The 22,395-nt window shown below is 66.7% G+C and carries 20 protein-coding genes; 5 read left to right on the top strand and 15 right to left on the bottom strand.

Annotation, left to right across the window (positions count from 1 at the left end; translation table 11 throughout):
* Window positions 1-181: 181 nt before the first annotated feature.
* The 3 genes from FU260_RS11130 to FU260_RS11120 form a co-directional block, all read right to left on the bottom strand.
* Window positions 182-1,009, bottom strand: coding sequence for a carbohydrate ABC transporter permease (locus FU260_RS11130; RefSeq protein WP_147917123.1), 828 nt, complete (start codon window positions 1,007-1,009; stop codon window positions 182-184).
* Entirely contained in the window at window positions 1,006-1,872 is an 867-nt protein-coding gene (locus FU260_RS11125) for a carbohydrate ABC transporter permease (protein WP_147917122.1), read from the bottom strand. Before FU260_RS11125 ends, FU260_RS11130 begins: the two co-directional genes overlap by 4 nt.
* Window positions 1,873-1,943: 71 nt before the next feature.
* Window positions 1,944-3,083, bottom strand: coding sequence for an ABC transporter substrate-binding protein (locus tag FU260_RS11120; RefSeq protein ID WP_168211743.1), 1,140 nt, complete (start codon window positions 3,081-3,083; stop codon window positions 1,944-1,946).
* Between the two features lie 536 nt (window positions 3,084-3,619).
* On the opposite strand from FU260_RS11120, the gene FU260_RS11115 reads away from it, so the two are divergent.
* Window positions 3,620-4,408 (top strand): IclR family transcriptional regulator, encoded by a 789-nt coding sequence (locus FU260_RS11115; RefSeq protein ID WP_147917120.1) that lies wholly within the window; start codon window positions 3,620-3,622, stop codon window positions 4,406-4,408.
* Window positions 4,409-4,613: 205 nt separating this feature from the next.
* Here FU260_RS11115 and FU260_RS11110 read toward each other — a convergent pair whose 3' ends face one another.
* From FU260_RS11110 to FU260_RS11070, 9 genes are all read right to left on the bottom strand, one after another.
* Window positions 4,614-5,333: a GntR family transcriptional regulator gene (locus FU260_RS11110; RefSeq protein ID WP_147917119.1), complete on the bottom strand. Its 720-nt coding sequence runs from the start codon at window positions 5,331-5,333 to the stop codon at window positions 4,614-4,616.
* A 13-nt stretch (window positions 5,334-5,346) separates the two neighbouring features.
* On the bottom strand, window positions 5,347-5,736 hold the full coding sequence (locus FU260_RS11105; RefSeq protein ID WP_147917118.1) for a RidA family protein: 390 nt from the start codon (window positions 5,734-5,736) through the stop codon (window positions 5,347-5,349).
* 10 nt (window positions 5,737-5,746) lie between these two features.
* Entirely contained in the window at window positions 5,747-6,976 is a 1,230-nt protein-coding gene (locus FU260_RS11100; protein WP_147917117.1) for a hypothetical protein, read from the bottom strand.
* Window positions 6,963-8,288 carry an ABC transporter substrate-binding protein gene (locus FU260_RS11095; protein ID WP_168211742.1) on the bottom strand — a complete coding sequence of 442 codons (1,326 nt, stop codon included), beginning with the start codon at window positions 8,286-8,288 and terminating at the stop codon, window positions 6,963-6,965. The genes FU260_RS11100 and FU260_RS11095 overlap by 14 nt, the downstream gene beginning before the upstream one ends.
* Window positions 8,289-8,293: 5 nt before the next feature.
* Entirely contained in the window at window positions 8,294-9,142 is an 849-nt protein-coding gene (locus tag FU260_RS11090) for a carbohydrate ABC transporter permease (protein ID WP_148239320.1), read from the bottom strand.
* On the bottom strand, window positions 9,142-10,092 hold the full coding sequence (locus tag FU260_RS11085) for a carbohydrate ABC transporter permease (RefSeq protein ID WP_147917114.1): 951 nt from the start codon (window positions 10,090-10,092) through the stop codon (window positions 9,142-9,144). The genes FU260_RS11090 and FU260_RS11085 overlap by 1 nt, the downstream gene beginning before the upstream one ends.
* 36 nt (window positions 10,093-10,128) lie before the next feature.
* Complete coding sequence (locus FU260_RS11080; RefSeq protein ID WP_147917113.1) at window positions 10,129-10,905, bottom strand: creatininase family protein; 777 nt, start codon at window positions 10,903-10,905, stop codon at window positions 10,129-10,131.
* Window positions 10,906-11,205: 300 nt separating this feature from the next.
* Complete coding sequence (locus FU260_RS11075) at window positions 11,206-13,428, bottom strand: alpha-N-acetylglucosaminidase (RefSeq protein ID WP_147917112.1); 2,223 nt, start codon at window positions 13,426-13,428, stop codon at window positions 11,206-11,208.
* On the bottom strand, window positions 13,425-14,792 hold the full coding sequence (locus FU260_RS11070) for a Gfo/Idh/MocA family protein (RefSeq protein ID WP_147917111.1): 1,368 nt from the start codon (window positions 14,790-14,792) through the stop codon (window positions 13,425-13,427). The genes FU260_RS11075 and FU260_RS11070 overlap by 4 nt, the downstream gene beginning before the upstream one ends.
* 120 nt (window positions 14,793-14,912) lie before the next feature.
* Here FU260_RS11070 and FU260_RS11065 point away from each other — a divergent pair, with 120 nt between their 5' ends.
* The 4 genes from FU260_RS11065 (at window position 14,913) to FU260_RS11050 (ending at window position 18,775) form a co-directional block, all read left to right on the top strand.
* Window positions 14,913-15,935, top strand: coding sequence for an Lrp/AsnC family transcriptional regulator (locus FU260_RS11065; RefSeq protein ID WP_168211741.1), 1,023 nt, complete (start codon window positions 14,913-14,915; stop codon window positions 15,933-15,935).
* 230 nt (window positions 15,936-16,165) lie between these two features.
* Window positions 16,166-16,570: a type II toxin-antitoxin system PemK/MazF family toxin gene (locus FU260_RS24605; protein WP_147917109.1), complete on the top strand. Its 405-nt coding sequence runs from the start codon at window positions 16,166-16,168 to the stop codon at window positions 16,568-16,570.
* Window positions 16,571-16,733: 163 nt separating this feature from the next.
* Entirely contained in the window at window positions 16,734-17,774 is a 1,041-nt protein-coding gene (locus tag FU260_RS11055; RefSeq protein WP_147917108.1) for a LacI family DNA-binding transcriptional regulator, read from the top strand.
* Window positions 17,771-18,775: a class I mannose-6-phosphate isomerase gene (locus tag FU260_RS11050; RefSeq protein ID WP_147917107.1), complete on the top strand. Its 1,005-nt coding sequence runs from the start codon at window positions 17,771-17,773 to the stop codon at window positions 18,773-18,775. Before FU260_RS11055 ends, FU260_RS11050 begins: the two co-directional genes overlap by 4 nt.
* A 32-nt stretch (window positions 18,776-18,807) precedes the next feature.
* Here the strand turns inward: FU260_RS11050 and FU260_RS11045 are convergent, their stop codons facing one another.
* From FU260_RS11045 to FU260_RS11035, 3 genes are read right to left on the bottom strand one after another with little or no spacing between them, the layout of a single operon-like run.
* Window positions 18,808-19,821 (bottom strand): ABC transporter permease, encoded by a 1,014-nt coding sequence (locus tag FU260_RS11045; RefSeq protein ID WP_147917106.1) that lies wholly within the window; start codon window positions 19,819-19,821, stop codon window positions 18,808-18,810.
* Window positions 19,814-21,346 (bottom strand): sugar ABC transporter ATP-binding protein, encoded by a 1,533-nt coding sequence (locus tag FU260_RS11040; protein ID WP_147917105.1) that lies wholly within the window; start codon window positions 21,344-21,346, stop codon window positions 19,814-19,816. The genes FU260_RS11045 and FU260_RS11040 overlap by 8 nt, the downstream gene beginning before the upstream one ends.
* A 33-nt stretch (window positions 21,347-21,379) precedes the next feature.
* On the bottom strand, window positions 21,380-22,345 hold the full coding sequence (locus FU260_RS11035; protein ID WP_147917104.1) for an ABC transporter substrate-binding protein: 966 nt from the start codon (window positions 22,343-22,345) through the stop codon (window positions 21,380-21,382).
* Window positions 22,346-22,395 lie beyond the last annotated feature (50 nt).

The following is a 22,395-nucleotide window of genomic DNA, read 5'->3' as shown; positions in this document are numbered from 1 at the left end:
GTCTGCACGTCCTCAATCCGGGGCGACGACGTCCCATCATCCCAAGGAGCCATCAACGTGCTATCGAGTACAACCACAAGAGACCTCTCATCTCAACGGACACACATCACAGGGGCACTCAACGTCCACCACACCCGGGCGGCCCGTTGATCGAGCAGCCCACACGTGGACGATCCTTCATCTAGCCCTTCGTCGCGCCGGCGGTGAGTCCGGCGACAACGTAGCGCTGCGCGAACAGTCCGAACACGATGATGGGCAACGTCATGACCGAAGCGGCCGCCATCAGACCACCCCAATCGATGCCGGCATAAGACATGAACTGGTAGATGGCAACCGGCAGGGTCAAGGTACTCGTATCGGCGAGCACCAGCGAGAACAGGAAGTTGTTCCAACTGAAGATGATAGCCAGAATACTGCCGGTCGCGATACCAGGAACGGACAGCGGAAGGGAGATGTGGAGAAATGTTCCGAACTCGCTCAACCCATCAATCCGGCCTGCCTCGTCCAACTCCGCTGGCAGCGATGCAAAGAATCCTGTCATGATCCACATGATCAGGGGCATGCAGATGAACACATGGCTCAAGATCAGCGCTGGGTATCCGCCGACCATCTCTAGTTTGGAGAATAGCAGGTACCACGGCACCAGAAGCGTTACAGCAGGGATGATCCGCGCCAGTAGAACCATCGTATTCAACCGCGCCATACTGAACTTGGCTATCGCCCACGCCGCCGGCACACCGAGCACCAGCGATGCGATCGTGGCGCCGAGCGATACCGTGAGGCTGTTGACGAAATACTGGAAGTAGTTGTTGGTCTCCAGCACCGACACGTAGTTGTCCAGAGTCGGCGAGAAGACGAAGGACTGGCTCACGTCGGAGATCTGAACATTGTGCTTGAATGACGCCAACAACATCCACACAAAGGGGAACGCTGCTACCAGGGTCACGCTCACGATCGCGAGGGCGCGCATGGATTTGGTGATGCGACCAGTCTTGACTGCGATACTCATTCTCGTGCCGCCCTTCTGATAATAAGGAGTGCGACGGCCAGCACCATAATGAAGAACGCGATGAGAGCAACCGCAGCCTTCCCGATCTCAATATAGTCAAAGCTGAGGCCATACACGTACACGTTCAACGTTTCCGCGGTGTGTCCGCCCCCACCACCTGGCCCGACGGTCGCATAGATAATGTCGAAGGTCTTCATGGCATCGACACCGCGGAGCACAGCAGCCACAACGATGGTGTTGCGCAGAAGCGGCAGAGTGACGTGACGGGTTCTCTGCAGATAGTTGGCTCCGTCCACGACAGCCGCCTCTTCGACCTCTTCGGGCAGGCCACTCAAACCGGCGAGGGTAATCAACACAATGAGAGGGGTGAACTGCCAGATGTCCAGCAGGATGAGCGTCGGAAACGCCTGGCCCGGATCTTTGAGCCATCCCTGTGGTGCGATCTGGAACCAGCCAAGGACCTCGTTCACAATACCCAGGTTCGGCTCCAGCATGAGAAGCCAGATGGAAGCAACAGCCACCGGGCTCGTCACCAGCGGGAGGATGAGGATCGTCTTGACCGCGTTGTGCCCACGAAATGGTCTGCGGAGCAAGAGCGCGGTACCGATACCAAGGACCAGCTGAAGAACCAGCGCCCCGACGGTGAAGATGACGGTGCGCAGGACGGCCGGCCAGAACCTTCCGGTGTCGGAGAGCACCGCACGGTAGTTGTCGAGGCTGAATGCCTGACCGGAGCCGAGGCCCTCGGTGAAACTGAGCTGCACCGTGTAGATGATGGGGAAGGCGATCAACGCCACGATCACGAGAACTGCCGGCGTGATCATGATCAGTTTGGTCCGGTTCATCCGGAGAGCTCGAATCATCTGTGCGGGCTCCTCAGCGCTCGAGTGGGTGGATCGGCACAAAGTCCGGCCAGCTTCGTTCCTGGCCCCACCTACTCGCTCGCCTCTCGCTCTTCGGCAAGCAGCGCCTCCAGCTGTGCCTGTGCCTGATCCGCGGCGCTGGCAACATCGCCGCCCTCGATCGCGACCAGGATCGGCGCACCGGCGATATCCCGGGCCCGTCCGACCTGCATCACCTGCGGCCGGTCATGTCCGATGCCACTCTCGATCGATGCCAGCAGCGTCTCCCGGTAGTCCTCAGGGATCCCGGTGAGCGCGTCCGGGTCGTCCCAGACGCTCTGCCGTGCGCCGAACACTCCAGACTGTTGGATGTCGAAGACCATCTCCGGGCTGGTGGCCCACTGGACGAACTCCCACGCCTCGTCCTCCATCGACGTATCGGGGTTGATGCCCAGGGCCTGCGACGGAATGTTGTAGGGCCGAGATCCTGCTGACCCGCCCGGTAACGGGGCCACACCAACGTCCTCGGCGGGAATGGTGGACGCCTCTGGGTCAACCAGCTGCCCCCACCAAACCTCGGCGTCGATCATCATCGCCGCACTCCCCTGCTGGAACATGGCGACCAGCTCCTGGGTGGTACCCACCAGGCCGACCGGTCCGTGCTCGCGATACAGATCGCCATAGGTCTGATACGCAGCGACTGCTTCGTCGCTGTTGATCGACGCTTCGCCGTCGGTGATGAAGTCGCCGCCATGCCCGTACAGGAAACCGGAGAACTGGGTGATGGCCGCACTGGGCTCGGCCCGCGCGATGTAGCCGGTGACATCATCCTGGTTCAGCTCGGCCGCGGCCGCCTCGAGCTCCGCGAAGGTGGTGGGCGGCTCCAGCCCGGCTGCGGCGAACAGATCCTTCCGGTAGAAGAGAACCTCACGTTCAGTCACCGTGGGAATTCCATACACGCGTTCCTCGAAGGTGACGGCGTCCCGGGTGGCGGGCATGAAATCGTCCCAGTCGAATACGCTGTCCTCGGCGACTCTGTCCGTCAGGTCGAGCATCCACCCGTTCTGTGCGTACTGGAGGCCCAGCTGCGGCGGGGCATACATATAGACGTCCAAATCGGATGCGCCGGCCTTGAGTTTCACGGTGAGAGTGGACTGGGCTTGCTCGCGGGTCAACTGCGTGACCTCAACGTCGATACCACTCTCCTCCTCAAAGTCGCTCAGCCTTTCCACGATCTCCGTGGACCAGGGATTCGTGGTCAGAATGATCTGCAGGCTCGACCCTCCGGCGCTTCCGCTCCCGCACGCGGTAAGGCCGAGCATGGAAAGCGCAATGGCTGATGCCGCCAGCGTTCGGCGCCTAGTGCCGGAACGTAGGTTTGGGCGCATAGTGGTCATGACTCCTTTGGCATAGCGGATAGCGGGCGACTTGACACGTGGAACCTAGGGCAGTAGCGACAAAGACTCGGTCCGCCTTGATCCGAGTCCACTAGTCGTTACGGTGTTTTGCACAGCAAAGGCGATGGCGACTGCTCAATCCATACGATGCGCAGCTCTGGCTACTAGGACTCCGTGCATTTCTCAATATTTGCATCGTGGGGCCGGAGCGGCAAGCGATGTTGCACTATCTGCACACCCCGCACAAATCCGGTGCCTCAAGTTGACTTGACCAGCGCAGATGCAGGTAGATTGGCATCGCGAGAGCCCGTCGACGTCCGATGTTGCAATAGTTGCACACCCGTCGGAGGGTGTTGGATCTGGGAGGATCGATGGGCACTACGATCACGAGAGGTGTTCGTATCGTGCAGGCACTCACTGAACGAGGGCGCACCGTTGCGGATTTGGCCAGGGAATTCGACGTGCATCGGACAACGATGTTTCGTGATCTCAAGACCCTCGAAGGCGAGCGGTACGTGCGTCGCCGAAGAGATGGAACGTACGTACTCGGGTTGAGGCTCGTCGAGCTCGGACAGGTAGCCATAGGCGACGTCAGTCTCCATCGGCCCGCTGAGCTGCACGCCCGGGCGCTCCAACGGGCGGTCGGTCATACGATCCATGTCGCAGCACTGCTCGACGATCAGATCGCTTATGTGCACAAGGTGGCTGACGAGACGGCGATACCTACCTATTCCCGTCTCGGCGCGCCGGTCATCCCCTACTGCACTGCCGTAGGCAAGGCGATCCTCGCCCACTGCCCTACCGAACGGCGTTCAGCGATCCTGGTCGATCATCCCTGGCAGAAATACACCCCGATGACCCTGCGCGACGAGGAGGGTCTTGACGCACAGCTGAGGGATATTTCCAGGCTCGGTTGGGCACGCGATGACGGAGAGTTCGAAGATTTCATCAACTGCGTGGCCGTGCCGATCATCCACGGTCCCGAGATCCTTGGCGCGATATCGTTCAGTGTGCCGAAGGCGGTCGCCGGATTGGACGAGCTGCAACTGCGCGTTCCTTTGTTGGTGCGGGCTGCTCGGCTCATCTCCCGCGACATCCGGAGCGCAGCCGGTCAGGCTGCGGACCAGCCAGCCGGGCCCGGTCGCGCACGGTCAGGGTGAGGGGCGCGCCTTGGTGAGCGACGTCGTCGCCCGCTCCAGCCTGGGCCGCCACCGGACGGCGCGGCGCTGCGAGCCTGCTCCCGGGATCTCGGCGAACCTGATGGGCTCCCAGCTGCCGTTGCTGGCACCGTGGACCGCGCTCCTGACCGTGCAGGTCACCGTCTACCGTTCGGTACGCAACGGAGTCCAGACCTGGGTGGCGAGCTCAGAGTGTCCCTTCGGGCCGCTGCACTGCGTCGTCCGCCTGCCGTTGCAGACCAGCGACGACACCCTCCTGCGCTTCGACGAGATGCTCGCGCATCACAGACTCTGCCCGGTCGGCGTCCCCGGCATCGATCGCAGCGAGCAAGCGGGTGTGGAAGTGCAGAGCTGACTCCAGCCCACGTGGCGCCCACTTCCGTGCCCGGGCCTGCACCGCTTCGACCTGTTGGGTGGCGTTCGAGACGTGCCCGGCGATGACCACGTTTCCGGCCAGCTCAGCGATGGCTGCGTGCACCGAGGCGTCCAACAGGCCATCGCCCACCTCACCCGACTCGAGCTGCTCGGTCTGTCTGCGCACCAGCTCTCCCAGTCGCTCCAGCGCCTCCGGCCGCTCGGCCGCTGCTGCGGCTGCTCGGCGCGCCATCGCCGGCTCCACAAGCATCCGCAGCTCGTAGAGATCTTCGATCTCGTCCATCGAGATGGCGCTGACGATCGCCCCGCGGCGGGGAGCTAGCGTCACCAACCCGGCAGAAGCGAGACGTCGAATCGCCTCTCGCACCGGCGTGGTGGAACAGTCGAACTGCTGAGCGATGGGGATCTCGCGAAGCCGGTGTCCGCCGGGGAGGTCACCGTTGCGGATGGCGTCCGAGAGGGTGCCCTCGATCCGGTCGACCATCGACTGACCGGACGCTCCCAGGGTGAGGCCGAAGATCGGATCGCTCATCGCCACATTATGCCTACGCCGTCTCGGCTGTGTCGCCCGACACGGCGACGGCGTCGATCTCCACCAGGATTCCCGGAAGTTCCGAGCCGACCGTGGTGCGCACCGGGTAGGGCTCGTCGAAGAACTCCCGGTACACCTCGTTGAACCCGGCGAAATCGGCTTCGGGATGCCGTAGATGGCAGGTGGTCTTGACCACCTGGTCCAGCTCCGCACCCACGGCGCGCAGCGCGACCCGCAGGTTCTCCAGCACCTGTCGGGTCTGGGCGACCACTCCCTCGGGCACCTCCCCCGTATCCGGATGCTGCGGCCCGAAGCCGGCGGTGTAGACGAAACCGCCCACCCGCACGGCATGGCTGTACGGTCCGGCCGGGCGGGGCGCGTCTGGCGATGTTGCGAATTGCATCTGTTTCCTCTTACTCAGAATCGTCGATCACAGGGAGACCGTGCGCGTGGATCACCGCACTGTCGTCGTGCTGGTAGCCAAAGTCCAACTCCGGAGTGACTACCGGAACCGGCACACCCTGCCCGCGACTCGCGTGCCGCGATCGCATCGCGGCGTCAAGCACACCAGTCACGAGGAGGACCCGTTCGGTAGGCCAGCCCGGCTTGCCGGTGCTGAAGAACTGCTCGATGTTGCGTACCAGGTAGGAGAAGTGCCCGAACTCCGGGCCCCGCTGGGCCCAGACGCGCGTAGCGGTGCTGAGGTTCGGGCCGCGGGCCGCCACCCCGAACCGGTACAGCCCCTCGTGGATCACGATCCAGCTGCGCAACCCGTCGCGGTGGATCACCTCGAACACGTCGATGCCGGACTCGGCTATCCGCGCCTGGCCCTCTGGCTCGAGGTCGACCGTCGCGAGAGCTCGTTCGTACAGCTCGCGGTCGATGCGGCCGTCGGTCAGAGCGGCTCGGGCTTGATCTCCGGTGAGCCCGAGCACCTGCTCGACCCCGGTCTCACCGCCTGCTCGGCGTTCGGTGAACGACTGGCACAGCTCCAGCAGGTGCGTGCCATAGATGTCCGCACCACCGAAGCCGACCACCACGGCGGCGTCCATCGGTTCGCCAGCAGGCCAGGTCTGATCACCGCTGCGCCAGGCCAGCGGAATGCTCGACCCCGCCATCAGCGGCACCCCGAAGCGCCGGCAGTCCTCGACCATCCGGAACGCGTCCCGCGTGCGCCAGGCCAGCTGCTTGTCGGTGAACACCGGCACGAACGTTCCGGCGCCCCACATGGTCGAGATCGCTGCGTCCACGAGCCGCTTGCGCGGATAGAGGCGTTGGTCGTACATGTTCTCCTCGTACCCGCCGTGCTCGCCGATCACCAGCACTGCGTCGACGGCCACGCCGGGCTCGCCCAGTCCGATGGCCTCGGCCACCGAGTCGAACATCGGGATGCCGAACTGCTCGAACATCTCGACGCCGATGTCATCGCGTGGATCGTCGCCGCCGTAGGGGTCGCCGAGCAGCTCCAGGTACGCCGAGACCACCTCGACGTCCGGCTGCCGGTTCTCCCCTTCGAGGAGGTACCCGTCCAGCAGCCGGCCCACCACCACATCGGAGTGCGATCCGCGGAAATAGGTGGTGAGGATGACGGCGACCCGCGGCTTCGCGGCAGCCTGGCCGGCGTGCGGATCAGCTGTAGTCACCGGCGTCGAGCTCACCTGAGTCCACCCCCTCCTGGTACGCCTCGGTGTAGCGAGTGGAGAGCTCCTCGAGGGCGGGGGCCATCTCGGCATCGGTCACCGCCAGCTCGGCAATGATGTCCTCGTACGGAGTGCCGGTGATGCGCAGGGCGTTCCCGGGCGCGATCGGGTCCGGGGTGTCCAGCATCTCGTCGGACGGGACGAACTCCTCGTACCCGGTGATATCGCTGGGTACGCACTCGTTCAGGCTCCCCAGGACCGGGATGATGTGCCCCTCCTCGGTGAGCTCACAGGTGCGGTCTGCGCTCAGCCACTCCTCGTAGACGCGCACCGCGAGCTCGGGGTCCTCGGTCTGGGAGCTGACGAAGCCACCGGCCACGACCGTCCCGCTGGAACGCTGGTACTCCATACCGTCCGGGATCGGGATACGGACCGCATCCCAGTCCACATCGGTGTCCAACGCATCGTTCATCACGCCGACCTCGAGGGAGCTGCCCACGTACATGCCGACCTGTCCGTTCGCGAACTCGCTGCGCAGACTGTCCCGGTCGAGCGTGCCGATGCTGGGGAACATCGCGCCGTCGTCCTGCACGTCGCGGTAGAGCTGGAGGATCGGTTCGAACTCCTCCATCGCGAACTCCTGCCGCTCACGGTCGAACAGCCCCACGCGGGTGAGGTTCGGGTTCACCGCCATCGCCAGCGGTTCGATGTGGTTCTGGTAGACCCCGTTCCAGGCCAGCGGCACAGCGAATCCGTAGGCGTTACCGCCTGAGGACTCGGTGATGGCCGCCGCAGCCTCACGCACCTCACTGAAGGTTTGCGGTGGTGAGTCCGGGTCGAGGCCGGCTTCCTCAAACAGGTCCCGGTTGATCAGCAGCCGGGTGCCGTTGAACTTGTACGGCAGCGCGTAGATGCTGTCCTGGATGATGTAGTCGAAGGACCCTTCCAGATAGCCCTCGAACTCGGCGCGGGTCTCCTCGGAGAGGTAGTCCTCCAGCGGCAGGGCGAATCCCGGGTTGACCACTTCCGCCGGAGACGGGCCGTGGAAGATGTCCGGACCCTCGTCCGTTCGCATGGCGAGCATGAGGTCGTTGGCGAAGCGGTCGGACGGCATGCTCCGGTACTCGACCTGCACGTCGTCATTCGCTGCGTTGAAGTCTTCGACCCATCGTTCGTCGACCGCGGTCTCGCTGCTTGACTGCACCCAGATGCTGATGGTCGGCACACCGCCATCGTCATCGCCACCTGAGCATCCGGCCGCCACCAAAGCTGTGCCGGCCAGCACACTGATCACCCCAAGCTTGCGCTTGTGCATTGTCATCATCCTTTCAAAGCTCCTGCTGTCAGACCATCCATGAAATAGCGCTGCGCAATGATGTAGACGACGATGATGGGCAGCACTGCCATCACCGCGCCCGCGAGCAGAATCGTGTATTCCCCGAAACCGTCTCCACCGGCCGATTTGATAGCGAAGACGCTCACGGTGAGGGTCTGCAGATCCGGCCGAGGCAACGTGAACACCAGCGGAACCTGGAAGCTGTTCCAGGACCATTGGAAGGTCAGTACCGCTGCCGTAGTCAGGATGGGGCGCATGGCCGGGATCCCCACGTGCCAGAAGGCACCGAAGGTACCGCAGCCGTCGATCATGGCAGCGTGCTCGACCTCTTCACCCATGTCCAGGCAGTAGGCCCGGACCAGGAAGGTCGTCAGCAGCGTGATCTCCGCCAGCTGCAGCACGACCACCCCGACCAAGTTGTCGATTCCCAGGGCCTGGGCCATGACATAGCGGGGATAGATGGTCGCGGTACCGGCACTGAGGAAGATGCCGGCACCCATCAGACCGAGGAACAGCTTCGATCCGGGCACCATCTTCCGGGCGAAGGCGTACCCGCACATCGCGGCCGCGATCGTCCCGATGACGGTCGCCGATACGGTGACCATCACGCTGTTGGTGAAGGCCTGGAAGAAATTGGCCTCGGTCAGCGCGTCGAGGTAGTTCTGGACCGTCGGGTTCTGCGGAATGAGTCGTGACCCGGAGTTGGAGAGCTCGGGCAGCGTCTTGAACGATCCGGAGATGGCGTACAGGATCGGAAAGAGCGTCGTGACCGCACACACGACCAGGGCGGCGAATACGGTGATTCGCGTTCGCCGGTACCGGTAGCCCTTCATCACGCACCCTTCTTTCGTCCGCGACCGATCATGATGAACACCACGCCCACGGACACGGCGATGATCACGCTGGCGACCACCGACACCGCGGAGGCATAACCGATTCGCGAGTAGATCTGTTGACTGAAGAACAAGTCGTAGATGTGGGTGAACATGACGTCACTGGCACCGGCCGGGCCGCCATTCGTCAACGACTTCACCACATCGAAGGACTTCATCACCGAGACCATCGCCAGCAACAAGATCACGTTGATGATCGGGCGCAGCAACGGCAGGGTGATGTTGGTCAGGCTGCGCCAGCGGCTCGCGCCGTCCAGCTGTGCCGCTTCGTACAGCTCCTCGGGTACCGACTGCAGACCGGCGTGGAACAGCAACAGGGTGAACCCGAACTCCATCCAGGCTGTCGCAATGATGATGACCGCCAGCGCGCCGACCCGAGTGCCGAGGAAGGTGATCGGGCTCTCCACCAGGCCGAGGTTCATCAGCAGGTCGTTGACGATCCCGAGCCGGGTGGGGCCGACGAGGAACCCGAACAGCACACCGCAGATCATCGCGGGAATGATGTAGGGCAGGAAGAACACCGTGCGGAACGTGGTGGCGATCCGCTTGCTGGCCGCGTTGAGGACGACGGCGAGCCCGAATCCGATGGGTAGTTGGATCGCGACCGCGCAGACGGCGATGATCAGGGTATTGGCCACCGAACGCCACCAGTAGCTGTCCCCCATCAGCTCCACATAGTTCTCAATGCCGACGAAGTCCATCCGGAGGAACCCGTCGTAGTCGGTCACGCTGATGACCATGAGCCAGACGAGCGGCACGACGCCGAAGACGATGAAAGGAACGAGGACCGGCAGGGACATGACCGTGCCCCAGATGGACCGATAGACAGTGCGCCGAGAGCGCCTACGCATCTTCGTGGGTACGGCCTGTGCCGTATCGACATTTTCCATAGAGAACCTCCATTGGCTTCCGGGTGAGCGGAGGAATCAGCGAGTAGCGGCGTCGAACTGCTTGACGTACTCGGCAATGGCGATGCTGACGTTCTCCAGCAGTTCGGCACCGAGTACCGGATCAGGGTGGGCGGGGATGTCGGTGACACCGTCCGAGGCCTGCCACATGTTCGGGAACCGAGTGGTGCCCTTCATCTCGTCGGAGACGTTCAGCGGCCGTGCGGCATCGTCCCGTGCGGAGCTGCCCTGGTCCTGCGGCAACGGCAGGACCAGATCGGCGGCCAGCGCGCTGATCAGCGCGGCCTCGAACCCCCCGGCGTGTCCGGGTGCAGGCATCGTGAAGGCCGCCCGCGTGCGCTCGTCGATGCACTCCCAGTAGCTCAGCAGGCCCACGGCCAGATCGAGCCCCAGCTCGGTGACCAACCGGTCGGCGGCAGCAGAACCCGGTGCCACGTTGCCGCCGTGCCCGTTGAGGAAGATCAGCCGCTTGAACCCGCTCCTGGACAGCGACCGGCCGATCGAGGTGAGCACACGGATGTAGGTGTCGTTATCCAGGCTGATGGTGCCGCCGAACGGCACGTGATGTTCGGAGAACCCGTACGGCACCGTCGGGCAGAGGACCACCTTCACCTCGTCGGCGACCAGACGCACCGAGCGCTCGGCGAGATGCGTGGCGATCATCGTGTCCGTGGCCGTCGGCAGCTGCCGGCCGTGCTGTTCGGTGGCACCGAGGGGCACCACGGCGATCGCATCGGCGGACAGCTCGCTGAGGGTCTCGCGGGTGAGCTCCCCGAAGCTCGTTTCATTTGGCATGACCCAAAGCCTAATTATGCATAATGGATTGTCAAGTATGTATGTGCGGTCCTTGGCCGCTCGACCGTATGGCGCTCGCGCTCGATCGGTCACTGCAGCGCCATCGCTCCCCCGATCCGCGCCAAGCCGGGCGCAGCAGTACCGGCTGCTTGCCGCGCACGAGCAAGCTGCTCCCTGCAGCAGCCCAAGCCGCACCGGGTGCTTGGTGCACGGCCAAGCCGTTCCCGGCTACGAGCACAGGGAGGTTGAAGGGCCCGGCAGTGAACCGGCACCGCTCAGCAGTGCCCCGCTCCTGCCGACTCAGCCGATCGGGCCGCGGTAGCGCTCCAGCAACTCGGCCGCGATCGCGAGCAGGTCACCGCTGGGCTCGGTCTCCCCGATCGTCGTCCGGTCCGCCCAGGCTTCTTCGAAATTCACGACGGCGGAGCGGAACTGGCTCAGGTCGGTGTCCGTTCCCTGGGTGGCCACGGTGGTCAGCCAGTCGGTCCACAGCTGCCAGCGCGGTAGGTAGAAACCGGCCAGCAGTCCCGCCCAGTGCCGCCCGGAGTAGTCGTGCAGCCCGGAGCTCTGCCACGCCCACACGGTAAGCAGCCGCCGGGCATCGCGGACCAGCGTGTCCCGCTCGGCCTGGTCCGCGCCGCAGCGAGCGGCATCGGCGAGCCAGGTGCCGAGCAGCCTGTTCCGCTGGGTGCCGGCCAGCCGGTCCAGGTCCGCCAACGCCTGGGTGAGCGCTGCGCCGTGGCGAGTCACGCCGTCGACCTCTCCCGCCTGAGCAGCCGCGGACAGGGCGCGGATCACGGCCCGGCTGCGTTGCGCCAGCAGGTGCGTGAGCAGATCGGCCAGATCGCTGGCTACCTCCGGCGAGCTCCCCGCGTGAGCGACCTCGAGGAGGTGCGCAGCGGCGTCGGCGATCGCGGGCAGGTCGCCCTCGACGTGTGGGTCGGACTCGGCATCGATGTTCGCCGAGATCAGCACGGGCGCGTCCGGGTCGAGGAACTCCCCCGCGCTGCGCTGCCGGGCGAACGGCGGGTCGAGGTCCCAGGGGCGCGCGATCAGCGGTGACGGGGTGGACCGGCTGGCTCCTCGCCGGTAGAGCGTGGTCAGCAGCACGTCCCAGGCCCGGGATGCAGCGCCGGTTGCCGACGGCGGAGCCTCTTGGAGCTGGTAACGCTGGCGTGCGTAGTCGGTCACCCAGGCGGCGACGTCCGGCGTGCGCCAGACCAGGTCGGTGGCCAGCTCGTAGAACACCGGGTTGTTCTCGATCGCCTCCATCGCCAGCCCGGTGCCGACCAGGCGGCCGACGTTCGCCTCACCCGCGCGGGCGGCATCGAGCACGCCGCCAAGGTTCTCCGTGATCCCGAACAGGTCGCCGTGCACGGAGAACCGGCCGCCGAAGTTGTGCACCGCGGACCACAGCCAGGGGGTGTCCTTGATCCCGCGGCCGTCGTCCCAGACCGGGGCGTGCTCGGCCCACAGGTCGAGCAGCAGCAGGCGCTCGTCGGGGACAGCCCTGGTGACCGCCGCGATCCGCTCGGTGGTCCAGAACTGCCGGTGGTAGTGGAACGGCCAGGCCTGCATCACCCAGACCGCGTCCGGGTCGGCGGCACTCATCCCGCGGTAGACGGCGCGGGTGTGCGCGGTCAGCTGCTCCGGCTCGCCGGCCGGCGGGATGGACTCGATGAACGGGTCGGCGCTGTAGAGGTGGTCGGTGCCGAGCAGCTCGGCCTGGGCGCGGGTGACCGCCTCAGCGATCTCGGCGAACGCCGGCTCGCCGGGCGCCAAGAGTGCGGTGGAGAAGCCCTGCCAGCTGGTGCGGGGGGTGTCTGCAGCGGCCAGCGAGTCTGGCACGTGGCCGCCGAACGAGGGCAGCACCGCCCGCATGCCGAGTTCCCGCTGACGGCTGAGGATCTGCGCCGCGAGCTCGAGGCGGTCCTCGAACCAGGTGGCCGGCAGCGGTCCGCCGAAGGCGTTCGTGCACCCCATCAGCGTCCAGGGCAGGTGGGCAGTGGAGCCGAGCCAGGTGCGCACGTCCTGAGGGTCGGCGCCCTGCGCGGTGAACGCGCGGGCGAGGATGGCTTCGTGGCCGACCATCATCAGCGGGGTGGTGATGCCGTGCAGCGCCATCCAGTCGATCTCGCGCTGCCACCGGTCCCAGTCCCAGTACGGCGCGGAGTAGCCGGTTGTGACGACGTTCAGGTAGTACCGGTGCTGCGCCGGGGTGTGTCGGCGGGTGGGGCCGGCGTCCGGCCACGGTCCTTCCAGCTGGAGCGGCAGCGGCGTGTCCCAGGTGACCTGCACACCCAGTGCGTCTTTGAGGTAGGCGTACAGCCCGGCACTGGCGGCCGGGGTGTCGGTGGCGCGGATCTGCACCACTCCGCCCGCTGCGCTGTACTCGTACGCGGGCAGGCTGGACGAGGCAGGTAAGTCCCCGCCGTCGAGCAGGGCGAACTGAATACCCTGCGCGTGACCGAGCACGCGCTCGGCGAGCTGGGTGACGGCACGGACGTAGAGCCGCTGGCTCATCCCGCGAGCTCGATCGTCTGGCCGGCGTGCCGGGAGCGTTCGGCGGCGAAAGCGATCCGGTGACTGCGTTCGGCGTCCCGCAGCTCGGTGGGTAGCGCCGCGCCCTTCCCGGACTTCCACAGGCTCAGCTGTTCGACGAACTCGTGCATCAACCCGTCGTCGCCACCGGCGTGCCCATCGCTCTCCCGGCGGCCGGGGGTATCGGCCAGGTCCGGGTCGGACGTGGGGCCGGCAGCGATGGTCCAGGTCTCGTCATCGGGCATGCCGGAGCGGCCCTGGGCGTCCCGGTCCCAGCGGGGCCACTCGTGGATCTCGGTGCCGGGTGCGGGCAGGAATCGGCGGACCTCGATCTCGCCGGTGTCCAGGCGGCCGCTGATCTCGCCGTGGGAGCCGAGCACGCGGATGGTGCGGGTGTTCGAGCCGGTGAAGGCACCGATCCGCAGCGTGGCGAGCACACCGGCGCCGAAGGAGATGGTGACCACCTGGTGGTCGGGTTGGTTGCTGCCCGCGCGGTAGACGCACCTGCCGTACGGGCCCTCGTGCAGTGCCTGCAGCCGGGCCTCGGGGCTGGTGTCTCGGGTGACGGCGGTGACCGGCCAGGTGTGGTGGCCGGCGAGTCGGTCGAGGTAGAGGCGGGGGGCGTAGAACGGGCAGGTGTCCGCGGCCGGGCAACCGTCGGTGCATCGTTCGGGTGCCCCCTCGGGGGCGTTCGCGGGCGTGAAGTGGGTGAGCGTGCCGGCCGAGGAGACCGACGTGGCCGGTTCGTCGATCAGCCAGGTGAGCAGGTCCAGGTCGTGGCAGGACTTGGCCAGCAGCATCGGGCTGGATTCCTCGGCGCGGGCCCAGTTGCCGCGGACATAGCTGTGCGCGAAGTGCCAGTAGCCGATGTCCTCGGTCTGGTCGATGTGGATCAGCCGACCGATGGTGCCGTCATCGATGAGCTGCTTCACCGTGCGGTAGAAGTTCGTGTACCGGAGCACGTGCGCCACCCCGACGAAGGAGCCGCTCTCGGTGATCGCGGCGGACATCGCATCGAGCTGTTCCTCGGTGGGGGCGAACGGCTTCTCCACCAGGAGGGCGTACCCCTGGCGGGCGCCGGTGACCACCGGGCCGGCGCGGACCAGGTCCGGGGTGGCGACCACGAGACCGTCGGAGAGCTTCGGCTGAGCCAGCAGGTCGTCCCAGGAGGTGAACTGCCGCTCCGGTGGGATCTGGTGGGCCGCGGCGAACTCGGCGAGCCGGACGGGATCGGGTTCGGCGACGGCGACCACCTGGGCCCGCTCGGGGTAGCGCAGGCAGTAGTCGCCGTAGGCCTCCGCTCCACGGTGCCCGGCGCCGACCACGCTCAACGTCACTGCACTCATTCAGCCCACCTTCGCGGTCCATGGTTCTGCTCGTTCTGCTGCATCGTTGATCGGCCAGTAGCGCCGGTGCAAGGAAGGCGGGCTGGATGAACGATAGTGATAGCGTTTTAGCCCACCATGGTGGAAACAGACACTCTGCAGCCGCTGGACAGGAAAGTTGTGGCTGCACTGCTCGCGCATCCGCGCTGCCGGATGAGCGCGCTTGCTGCGGCGGCGGGAACCAGTGCGCCGACCGTGTCCCGCCGGCTCGCCTGGCTGTTCGACCGGCAGCTGATCCGGGTGATCAGCGTGGTGGACCAGCAGCGGGCCGGGTACGGATTCGCGGTGTTCCTCCGGCTGCGCTGTGTGCCCGGCGCGAGTCAGGACGTGGCGCGGGCCGTGGCGCAGTGGCCGGAGTGCGGGTACGTGTCCGTGGTGGGTGGCGATCTGGACTGCACGGCCCAGCTGCACGTGGACTCGACCCAGCACCTGATGGAGCTGCTCAACGCCCGGCTGACGAAGGTGCGCGGGGTCACCGGGAGCTCGACCGCCAAGATCATTCGGCGGTTCTCCACCCCGCATGGCTGGTGCGGCGGGCTGGTGCCGGAGCGGGCGCTGGCGGCGTTGCGCTCGGAGCGGCTGGACCACTGGAGCGAGGACTCCTCCCGGCAGACGCGCGAGCTCGATGAGCTGGACCAGTCCCTGGTGGACCTGCTCACCGATGACGGCCGGCGCACCTGGCGCGACCTCGGTGCGGCGCTGGCGATCCAGCCGGCCACCGCGCGGCGCCGGGTGGAGGCGCTGATGACCGCGGGCCTGTTGCGGCTGCGCACGGTGGTGCAGCCGGCGGTGATCGGCCAGCCGGTGGTGGCGTCGCTGTGGCTGCGGGTGACGCCGGCGCGGCTGGAGGCCGTGGGCCGGACGCTGGCCGCCCACCCGAACGTGCTGAACATCGCCGCCACCACCGGCCTGACGAACCTGTCCGGCGAGATCGCCGTGGCCGACGACGACGCGCTCTACTCCTTCCTCACCGAGGAGGTCGGCCGGCTGCCGGGGGTGGCGGCGGTGGACGTCTCCGACGGGCTGCAGGTGATCAAGCGCGCGTCGCTGATCTATGACGCGGACAACCCGGAGCGGATCGGGGACGAGGTCCGGGCGGGGTAGGTGCGGGGGCCAGTGGGCCGGGTGGGTGCGGCGGGCCAGTGGGCCGGGCGAGTGGGGAGGTGCGGGCGCCGGGTGCACTGGTTGCGCCAGGTGGATGGGGACGTGTGTGCCCCGGCGCCGCACTCCCCCAACCACCACCTCCGCGACTGGACCGAATCCGTTGCCCAGATCGCTATCGGACAACGGATTCTGACCGGTCGGCGGCCCTCCCCACCATCGACTTGCCCGGGATGCGCAGTGGGATCGCCGGACACTGCCCATCTGGGGGTACCCGATCGGGGCTCGATCGCTTCACAGTGTGCGTAAGACGAGTGGTGGACTGGCGAGGTGGCGCCCTCCCCCGCGAGCCCAGCAAGTTGCGCTCAGGCATTGTTGTTGAGGACGGCGAGCTCTTCCCGGATGACTACCCGAATATCCTCGTTGTCCCGATGACTCGTGACGAAGGCCTCGCACACGAATCGTTCGCGGAACGAATCGAGCCGACGGCACAGAACAGTGCAGAAGGCACCTGTTGGGCGCTCGCTCACCACGTCACCAGCGTGTCGCTCCGACGCGTCACACCTACCGATTCGCGCGTCACGGACCAACAGCTCGCCAACATCCGACAGCGCATCCGACTCACCCTCGGCGACTGACTCCCGCAACCCGCCGCGAACTCCACCCGAACTCCGAGCGGAGCCTCCCCAAGCCGGGTATCCTGAGACAACGTTGTCCAGTCTGCTTGGTGTGGCGGTCTGGGCCACGGCCGGTAGCCACGACGGCACGTCGACGTTGACTCAGGGGAGGCGAACGGGCGCCATGGACACGAGGCGACCGCACCCGCGCCCGACGATGGTGGACGTCGCGAAGATCGCCGGCGTCAGCTTCAAGACCGTCTCCCGGGTGGTCAACGGCGTGGCCACGGTGGACCCGGTGCTCGCCGACCGGGTGCGGGAAGCCGCCGCCGAGATCGGATACCGGCCGAACCAGATGGCCGCCGCGCTGAAGTCCGGATCCACCACAGCGATGATCGGCCTGGTGATCAAGGACGTCTCCAACGAGTTCTATGCCGCCATCACGCAGGGCACCTCCGAGGTCGCGACCGAGCGCGGTGTGCAGCTCATCACCGCATGCAGCCCGGAGGAGGAGGTCAGCGAAGACGCTGAGCTGGCCACGATCTTCGAGCTGTGCCGCCGGCGGGCGGACGGGCTGATCGTCGTCCCGCACAGCCCGGACCAGTCCAGCCTGGCCCGGGAGGTGGCGATGGGCACCCCGATGGTCTTCGTCGACCGTGCGCCCCGGGGCCTGGCTGCGGACTCGGTGGTGCTCGACAATGCCCGTGGGGCAGCCCTCGCGATCCACCACCTCGCCGACCAGGGGCACGAGCGCATCGGGATGGTGTTCGACTCGCTCGCTATCACCGCGATGCAGCAACGTCTGGACGGCGCCCGGCAGCAGCTCCGGCAGCTCTCGCTGACCACCGAGCACGGCCTGTGCCGCACCGGTGTGCACGGACCGGAAGCCTCCGCGCGCGCAGTCGCCGAGCTGCTCGATCGGCCCGATCCGCCGTCAGCGATCTTCTGCGGCAACAACCGCGCCACGATCGGCGCCGTCGAAGAGATCTGGAACCGGGGCGCCGACGTCGCGATCGCCGGGTTCGACGACTTCCGGCTCGCGCACCTGATGCCGCTGCCGCTGACCCTGGTCAGCTACGACGCCACCGCGCTCGGCCGTGAGGCCGCCCGCCTGCTCTTCGCCCGGATCGACGGGGACACCGGGCCGCCACGAGACCTCGTGCTGCCGGTCACCCTGCGCCAATCCGGTATCCGCCCGCTCCCGCCCAGCCAGGAGGAACGATGACCACCCCGATCCCGCTGCCGCCGAACCAGCCCCCGGAGCGCTTCTACCTCGGCGGCGAACGCATCGCCCGTTTCCGGGGCCTGCCTACCAGCCAGCCGCGCACCCCCGAAGACTGGCTGGGCTCGGCCACCACCCTGTTCGGCGAGCCCAGCCTGGGCCTGACCACGATCGCCGGCCGCCCACTGCGGGACCTGATCGAGGCGGACCCCGAGCACTGGCTCGGCGCCGATCACCGCACCGCCTTCGGCACGGACACCCAGCTCCTGGTCAAGCTGCTCGAAGCCGGTCAACGCCTCCCGGTGCATGTACATCCCGACGACGACTTCGCCGCCGATCACCTCGGCCTGGCCCACGGCAAGGCCGAGGCCTGGTACATCGTCGACGGGGGCGAGGTCTTCCTCGGCTTCACCCGCACCGTCACCCGGCACGAGCTCGAGGACCTGGTCACGCAGCAGCGCACCGCGGAGCTGCTCGCCCTGTGTCACCGCCGCGAGGTCGCTCCCGGGGACACCGTGTTCATCCCTGCCGGACTACCGCACGCGATCGGCGAAAGTGTCTTCCTCGTCGAGGTGCAGCAGCCGGAGGACCTGTCCATCCTGCTGGAGTGGCAGGACTTCGAGATCGATGGCACGGCGGACGGCCACCTCGGCCTCGGCTTCGACCGGGCCCTGGATGCCGTCCACACCCATGCGCTCACCAGCGCCGACGTGGACGCCCTGATCGCCCCCGAGTCCAGCGCACGATCGGCCCTCGTCCCGGCGGCCGACGCCTACTTCCGGGTCGAGCGCCTCCTGCCCGGCGCCCGGTCCGAAGTAGCACCGGGCCTGGCCGTGCTGGTGGTGCTCGGCGGCGCCGGTGAGCTGATCGGTCCGGCCGGCGCCACGCCACTGATCCCGGGGACGGTGCTGCTTCTGCCCCACGCCGCCGGCGCGCTCACCCTGACCGGGACCGTGCACGCGATCGTCTGCCGCCCACCCGATCCGGAACGGAACAACGCCTAGTCACGGCGAGCTCCGCCGTCGACAGCGGAAAACTACTTCACATACCGGACCCGCAGCCGGTCGATCGAGACGGCGAGCACGATCACCACGCCCTGCACGATCAGCTGGGTGAAGAACGGGGTGTTCATCAGCACCATCCCATTGGTCAGCACCCCGATGATCAACGCTCCGACCAGCGTGGAGAGCACGCGCCCGCGCCCGCCCATCAGGCTCGTGCCGCCGAGCACCACGGCCGCGATCGCCTGCAGCTCATACCCCTCCCCGGCGGTGGGCTGGCCGGACTGCACCCGGGCCATGAACATCACCCCGGCGATACCCGCGGTGACCCCGGAGATCGCATAGGCGGAGGCGAAGATCAGATTGGTGCGCAGACCGGCCATCCGTGCGGCCTCGGCATTGCCGCCGGCTGCGTAGACGTGCTTGCCGAAGGTGGTGCGCTCGAGCAGGAACCAGAGGATCGCGTAAGTGGCGATCATGATCCAGACCGGGATCGGCACGCCGATGAAGTTGCCGTCGCCGAGCAGGTGGAACCCGAGCGTGCCCTCGGCGGTGAGCGGACGACCATCGGTGAGGGCGTAGGCCACCCCGCGATACGCCGTCAGCCCGGCGAGCGTGACGATGAAGCCGGCCAAGGAGAGGTAGGCGACCAGCATCCCGTTCAGCATCCCGGCCAGTGCCCCGACGATCACGCCGAGGAGAACCGCCACCACCGCGGGCAGGCCGGCGTTCCAGCCGATCACTGAGATCACCCCGGAGACGGCCAGCACCGACCCCACCGAGAGATCGATCCCGGCGATCAGGATCACCACGGTCATCCCGGCGGCAAGCACCGCGATGATCGAGGTGGACCGAGCGATGTTGAACAGGTTGGACAGGCTGAAGAAGTGCGGGGCGATGAAGGACATCAGCGCCACCAGCAGCACCAGCACCACACCGATGCCCCAGGTCTCCCAGATCCGCAGGCCCTGCTTGAGCAGCCACGCGATCCTCGAGGTCTCCGGCGGCGCCTCCGGCCCGGGCCCGCTGTGCACAGTTCCGTCAGTCATCGCGCTCTTCACTCCCTGCCAGACCGGTGGCAAACATCATCACTTCTTCTTCCGAGGTGTCGGCCGCGGTGAGCTCGGTGACGATCTGCCCGTCCCGGTAGACCAGCAGCCGGTCGCTGATCCCCATCGCCTCCGGAAGGTCCGAGGACACGATCAGCACCGCCTTCCCCTCGGCGGCGAGACCGTTGATGATCTCGTAGATCTCGTGCTTGGCGCCGACGTCCACCCCACGGGTCGGTTCGTCCAGGATCAGCACCTCGGTGGAGCTGGCCAGCAGGCGGGAGAGCACCACTTTCTGCTGGTTCCCGCCGGACAGGGTGCTGACCAGCTGCCGGGCGGACTGGGCGCGGATCCGCAGCATGTCGATGTATTCCTTGGCCGTCTGCAGCAGCCGTGCTCGCGCCAGCACACCGAACCGCGAGGTGGTTTTCAGGGACGTGATGGTGATGTTGTCCACCACGTCCCGGCTCGGGAACAGCGCCTGTTCCTTGCGGCTCTCCGGCAGCAGCCCGATGCCCACCTTCAGCGCGTCCGTGGCCGACTGGATGGAGACGTTCTTCCCGTGCAGGCGGACCGAGCCGGAGTCCGGGAGATCCGCGCCGTAGATCATCCGCACGGTCTCGGTGCGCCCGGCGCCGATCAGGCCGACGAGGGTGACCACCTCACCGGCCCGGACCGAGAGCGATACCGGCCCGATACCCCGTTCGGCGGAGATGATGTCGCTGACCTCCAGCACCACCTCGCCGGCTGACCGGTTCTCGCGCACGTACAGCGACTCGATCCGCCGGCCGACCATCTGCCGCACGATCTCGTCCTGGTCCACGGCGCCACGCTCGGAGGTACCGACCAGATGCCCGTCGCGGAGCACGGTGACCCGGTCGGCCAGTCGCCAGACCTCGTCCAGTCGGTGGGAGATGTAGATCAGGCCCATCCCGCGCTCGCGCATCGAGTCCACCAGGGTGAACAGCCGCTCCGACTCGGCATCCGAGAGGGCCGCGGTGGGCTCGTCGAGCACCAGGATCTTCGCCTGCTGGTCCACGGCTCGGGCGATCTCGACCATCTGCTGCTGGCCGACCGAGAGGTCCACCATCTTGGCCTTCGGGTTCACCCGTACCCCGATCCGGTCCAGCTTGCGCTGTGCCTCGGCTATCAGGGCTTCCCGGTCGACGACGTAGCGTGCGCGGGTAGGTTCCCTCCCCAGGGCCAGGTTGTCGGCCACGGTCATGTACGGCACGGTGCTCAGCTCTTGGTGGATCATCGCGATCCCCGCGGCGATGGCATCCTTCGGGCTGGCCAGGACCAGTTCCTGCCCGTTCACCCGTACCTGGCCGGTGTCGGGCTGATGGACTCCCCCGACCACCTTCATCAGGGTGGACTTGCCGGCGCCGTTTTCACCCATCAGGGCGTGCACCTCGCCGGCTCGCACCTCGAGGTCGACACCGTGCAGCACTGTCGTCCCGGCGAACTTCTTGGAGATGTTCTCCAGCCAGAGCACGCTCGTGTGCGGTACGGGTCGGTCAGTCATGGCAGCCCCGGTCATCAGTGGAAAGGCCCGGGCTCACCAGCCCTCGTACTCCTCCAGGTTGTCCCGGGTGAGCATCTCGGTGCGGATCTCCACGTAGTCCTCCTCCAGCTCCTCACCGGCGATGAGCTGCTGGGCCATCTCCAGGCCCATCTCCACCTGAGCGCCCGGATCCTGCTTCGCGGTTCCGGAGAACATCGAGTCCGGGTCCTCGAGCGCTTCGACCGCTTCCGGGGAGCCGTCCACGCCGACGATCGTCAGGTCGCTGTAGCCGGCCTGCTCGGCTGCCAGGGTCGCGCCGAGAGCGCTCGGGTCGTTGATGGCGAAGATGCCGTCGATCTCCGAGTTGGCGGTGAGCATGTCCTGGGTGAGGCTCAGCGCCTCCTGCCGGCCGTTGTCACCGTTCTGGTGCCCGACGACGTTGATGTCCGGGTTCTCCTCCATCACCGCTTCGCAGCCGGTCATCCGGTCCTGCACCGAGGTGATCGGCGTGCCGTCCACCACCAGGATGTCGCCGGAGCCACCCATCTGCTCGAACAGGTAGGTGCACGCCACCTCGCCCGCTGCGGTGTTGTCCAACGTGACCGTGGCCTGGGCGCCTTCGGCCGCCACATCCACGGCCACCACGATGATTCCCGCGTCGGTGGCGCGCTGGACGGCCGGGCCGATGCCCTCGGAGTCGACGGCGTTGATCAGGATCGCGTCCACCTGCTGCTGGATGAAGGTGTCGATCTGGTTGTTCTGGGTGTTCAGGTCCTGCTGTCCGTCCTGGACGTTGACCTCGATCCCCTGCGGTTCGGCCGCCGCCACCAGGGCGTCCTCCATCGCACCGAAGAACGGGTTGGACAGGTCCTGGACCATCAGCCCGACGGTCTGGATCTCGCCACCTTCTTCACCCCCGGGCTCCTCCTGGCCGGGGTCGCCCTCACTGCATGCGGCAAGGCCCGCGATCACTGCAACGCTGGCTCCGAGGGACAGGTACTTCAAGCGCTTCGCAGCCATATCTCTCTCCAATGATTGAAAGGCGTACCCGCGGGCTGGGGCTGTGTGCT

The organism is Ruania zhangjianzhongii, from assembly GCF_008000995.1.
Classification (GTDB): Bacteria; Actinomycetota; Actinomycetes; order Actinomycetales; family Beutenbergiaceae; genus Ruania; species Ruania zhangjianzhongii.
Note: the sequence above shows the minus strand (reverse complement) of the source record. Positions and strands in the feature narration are given on the sequence as shown.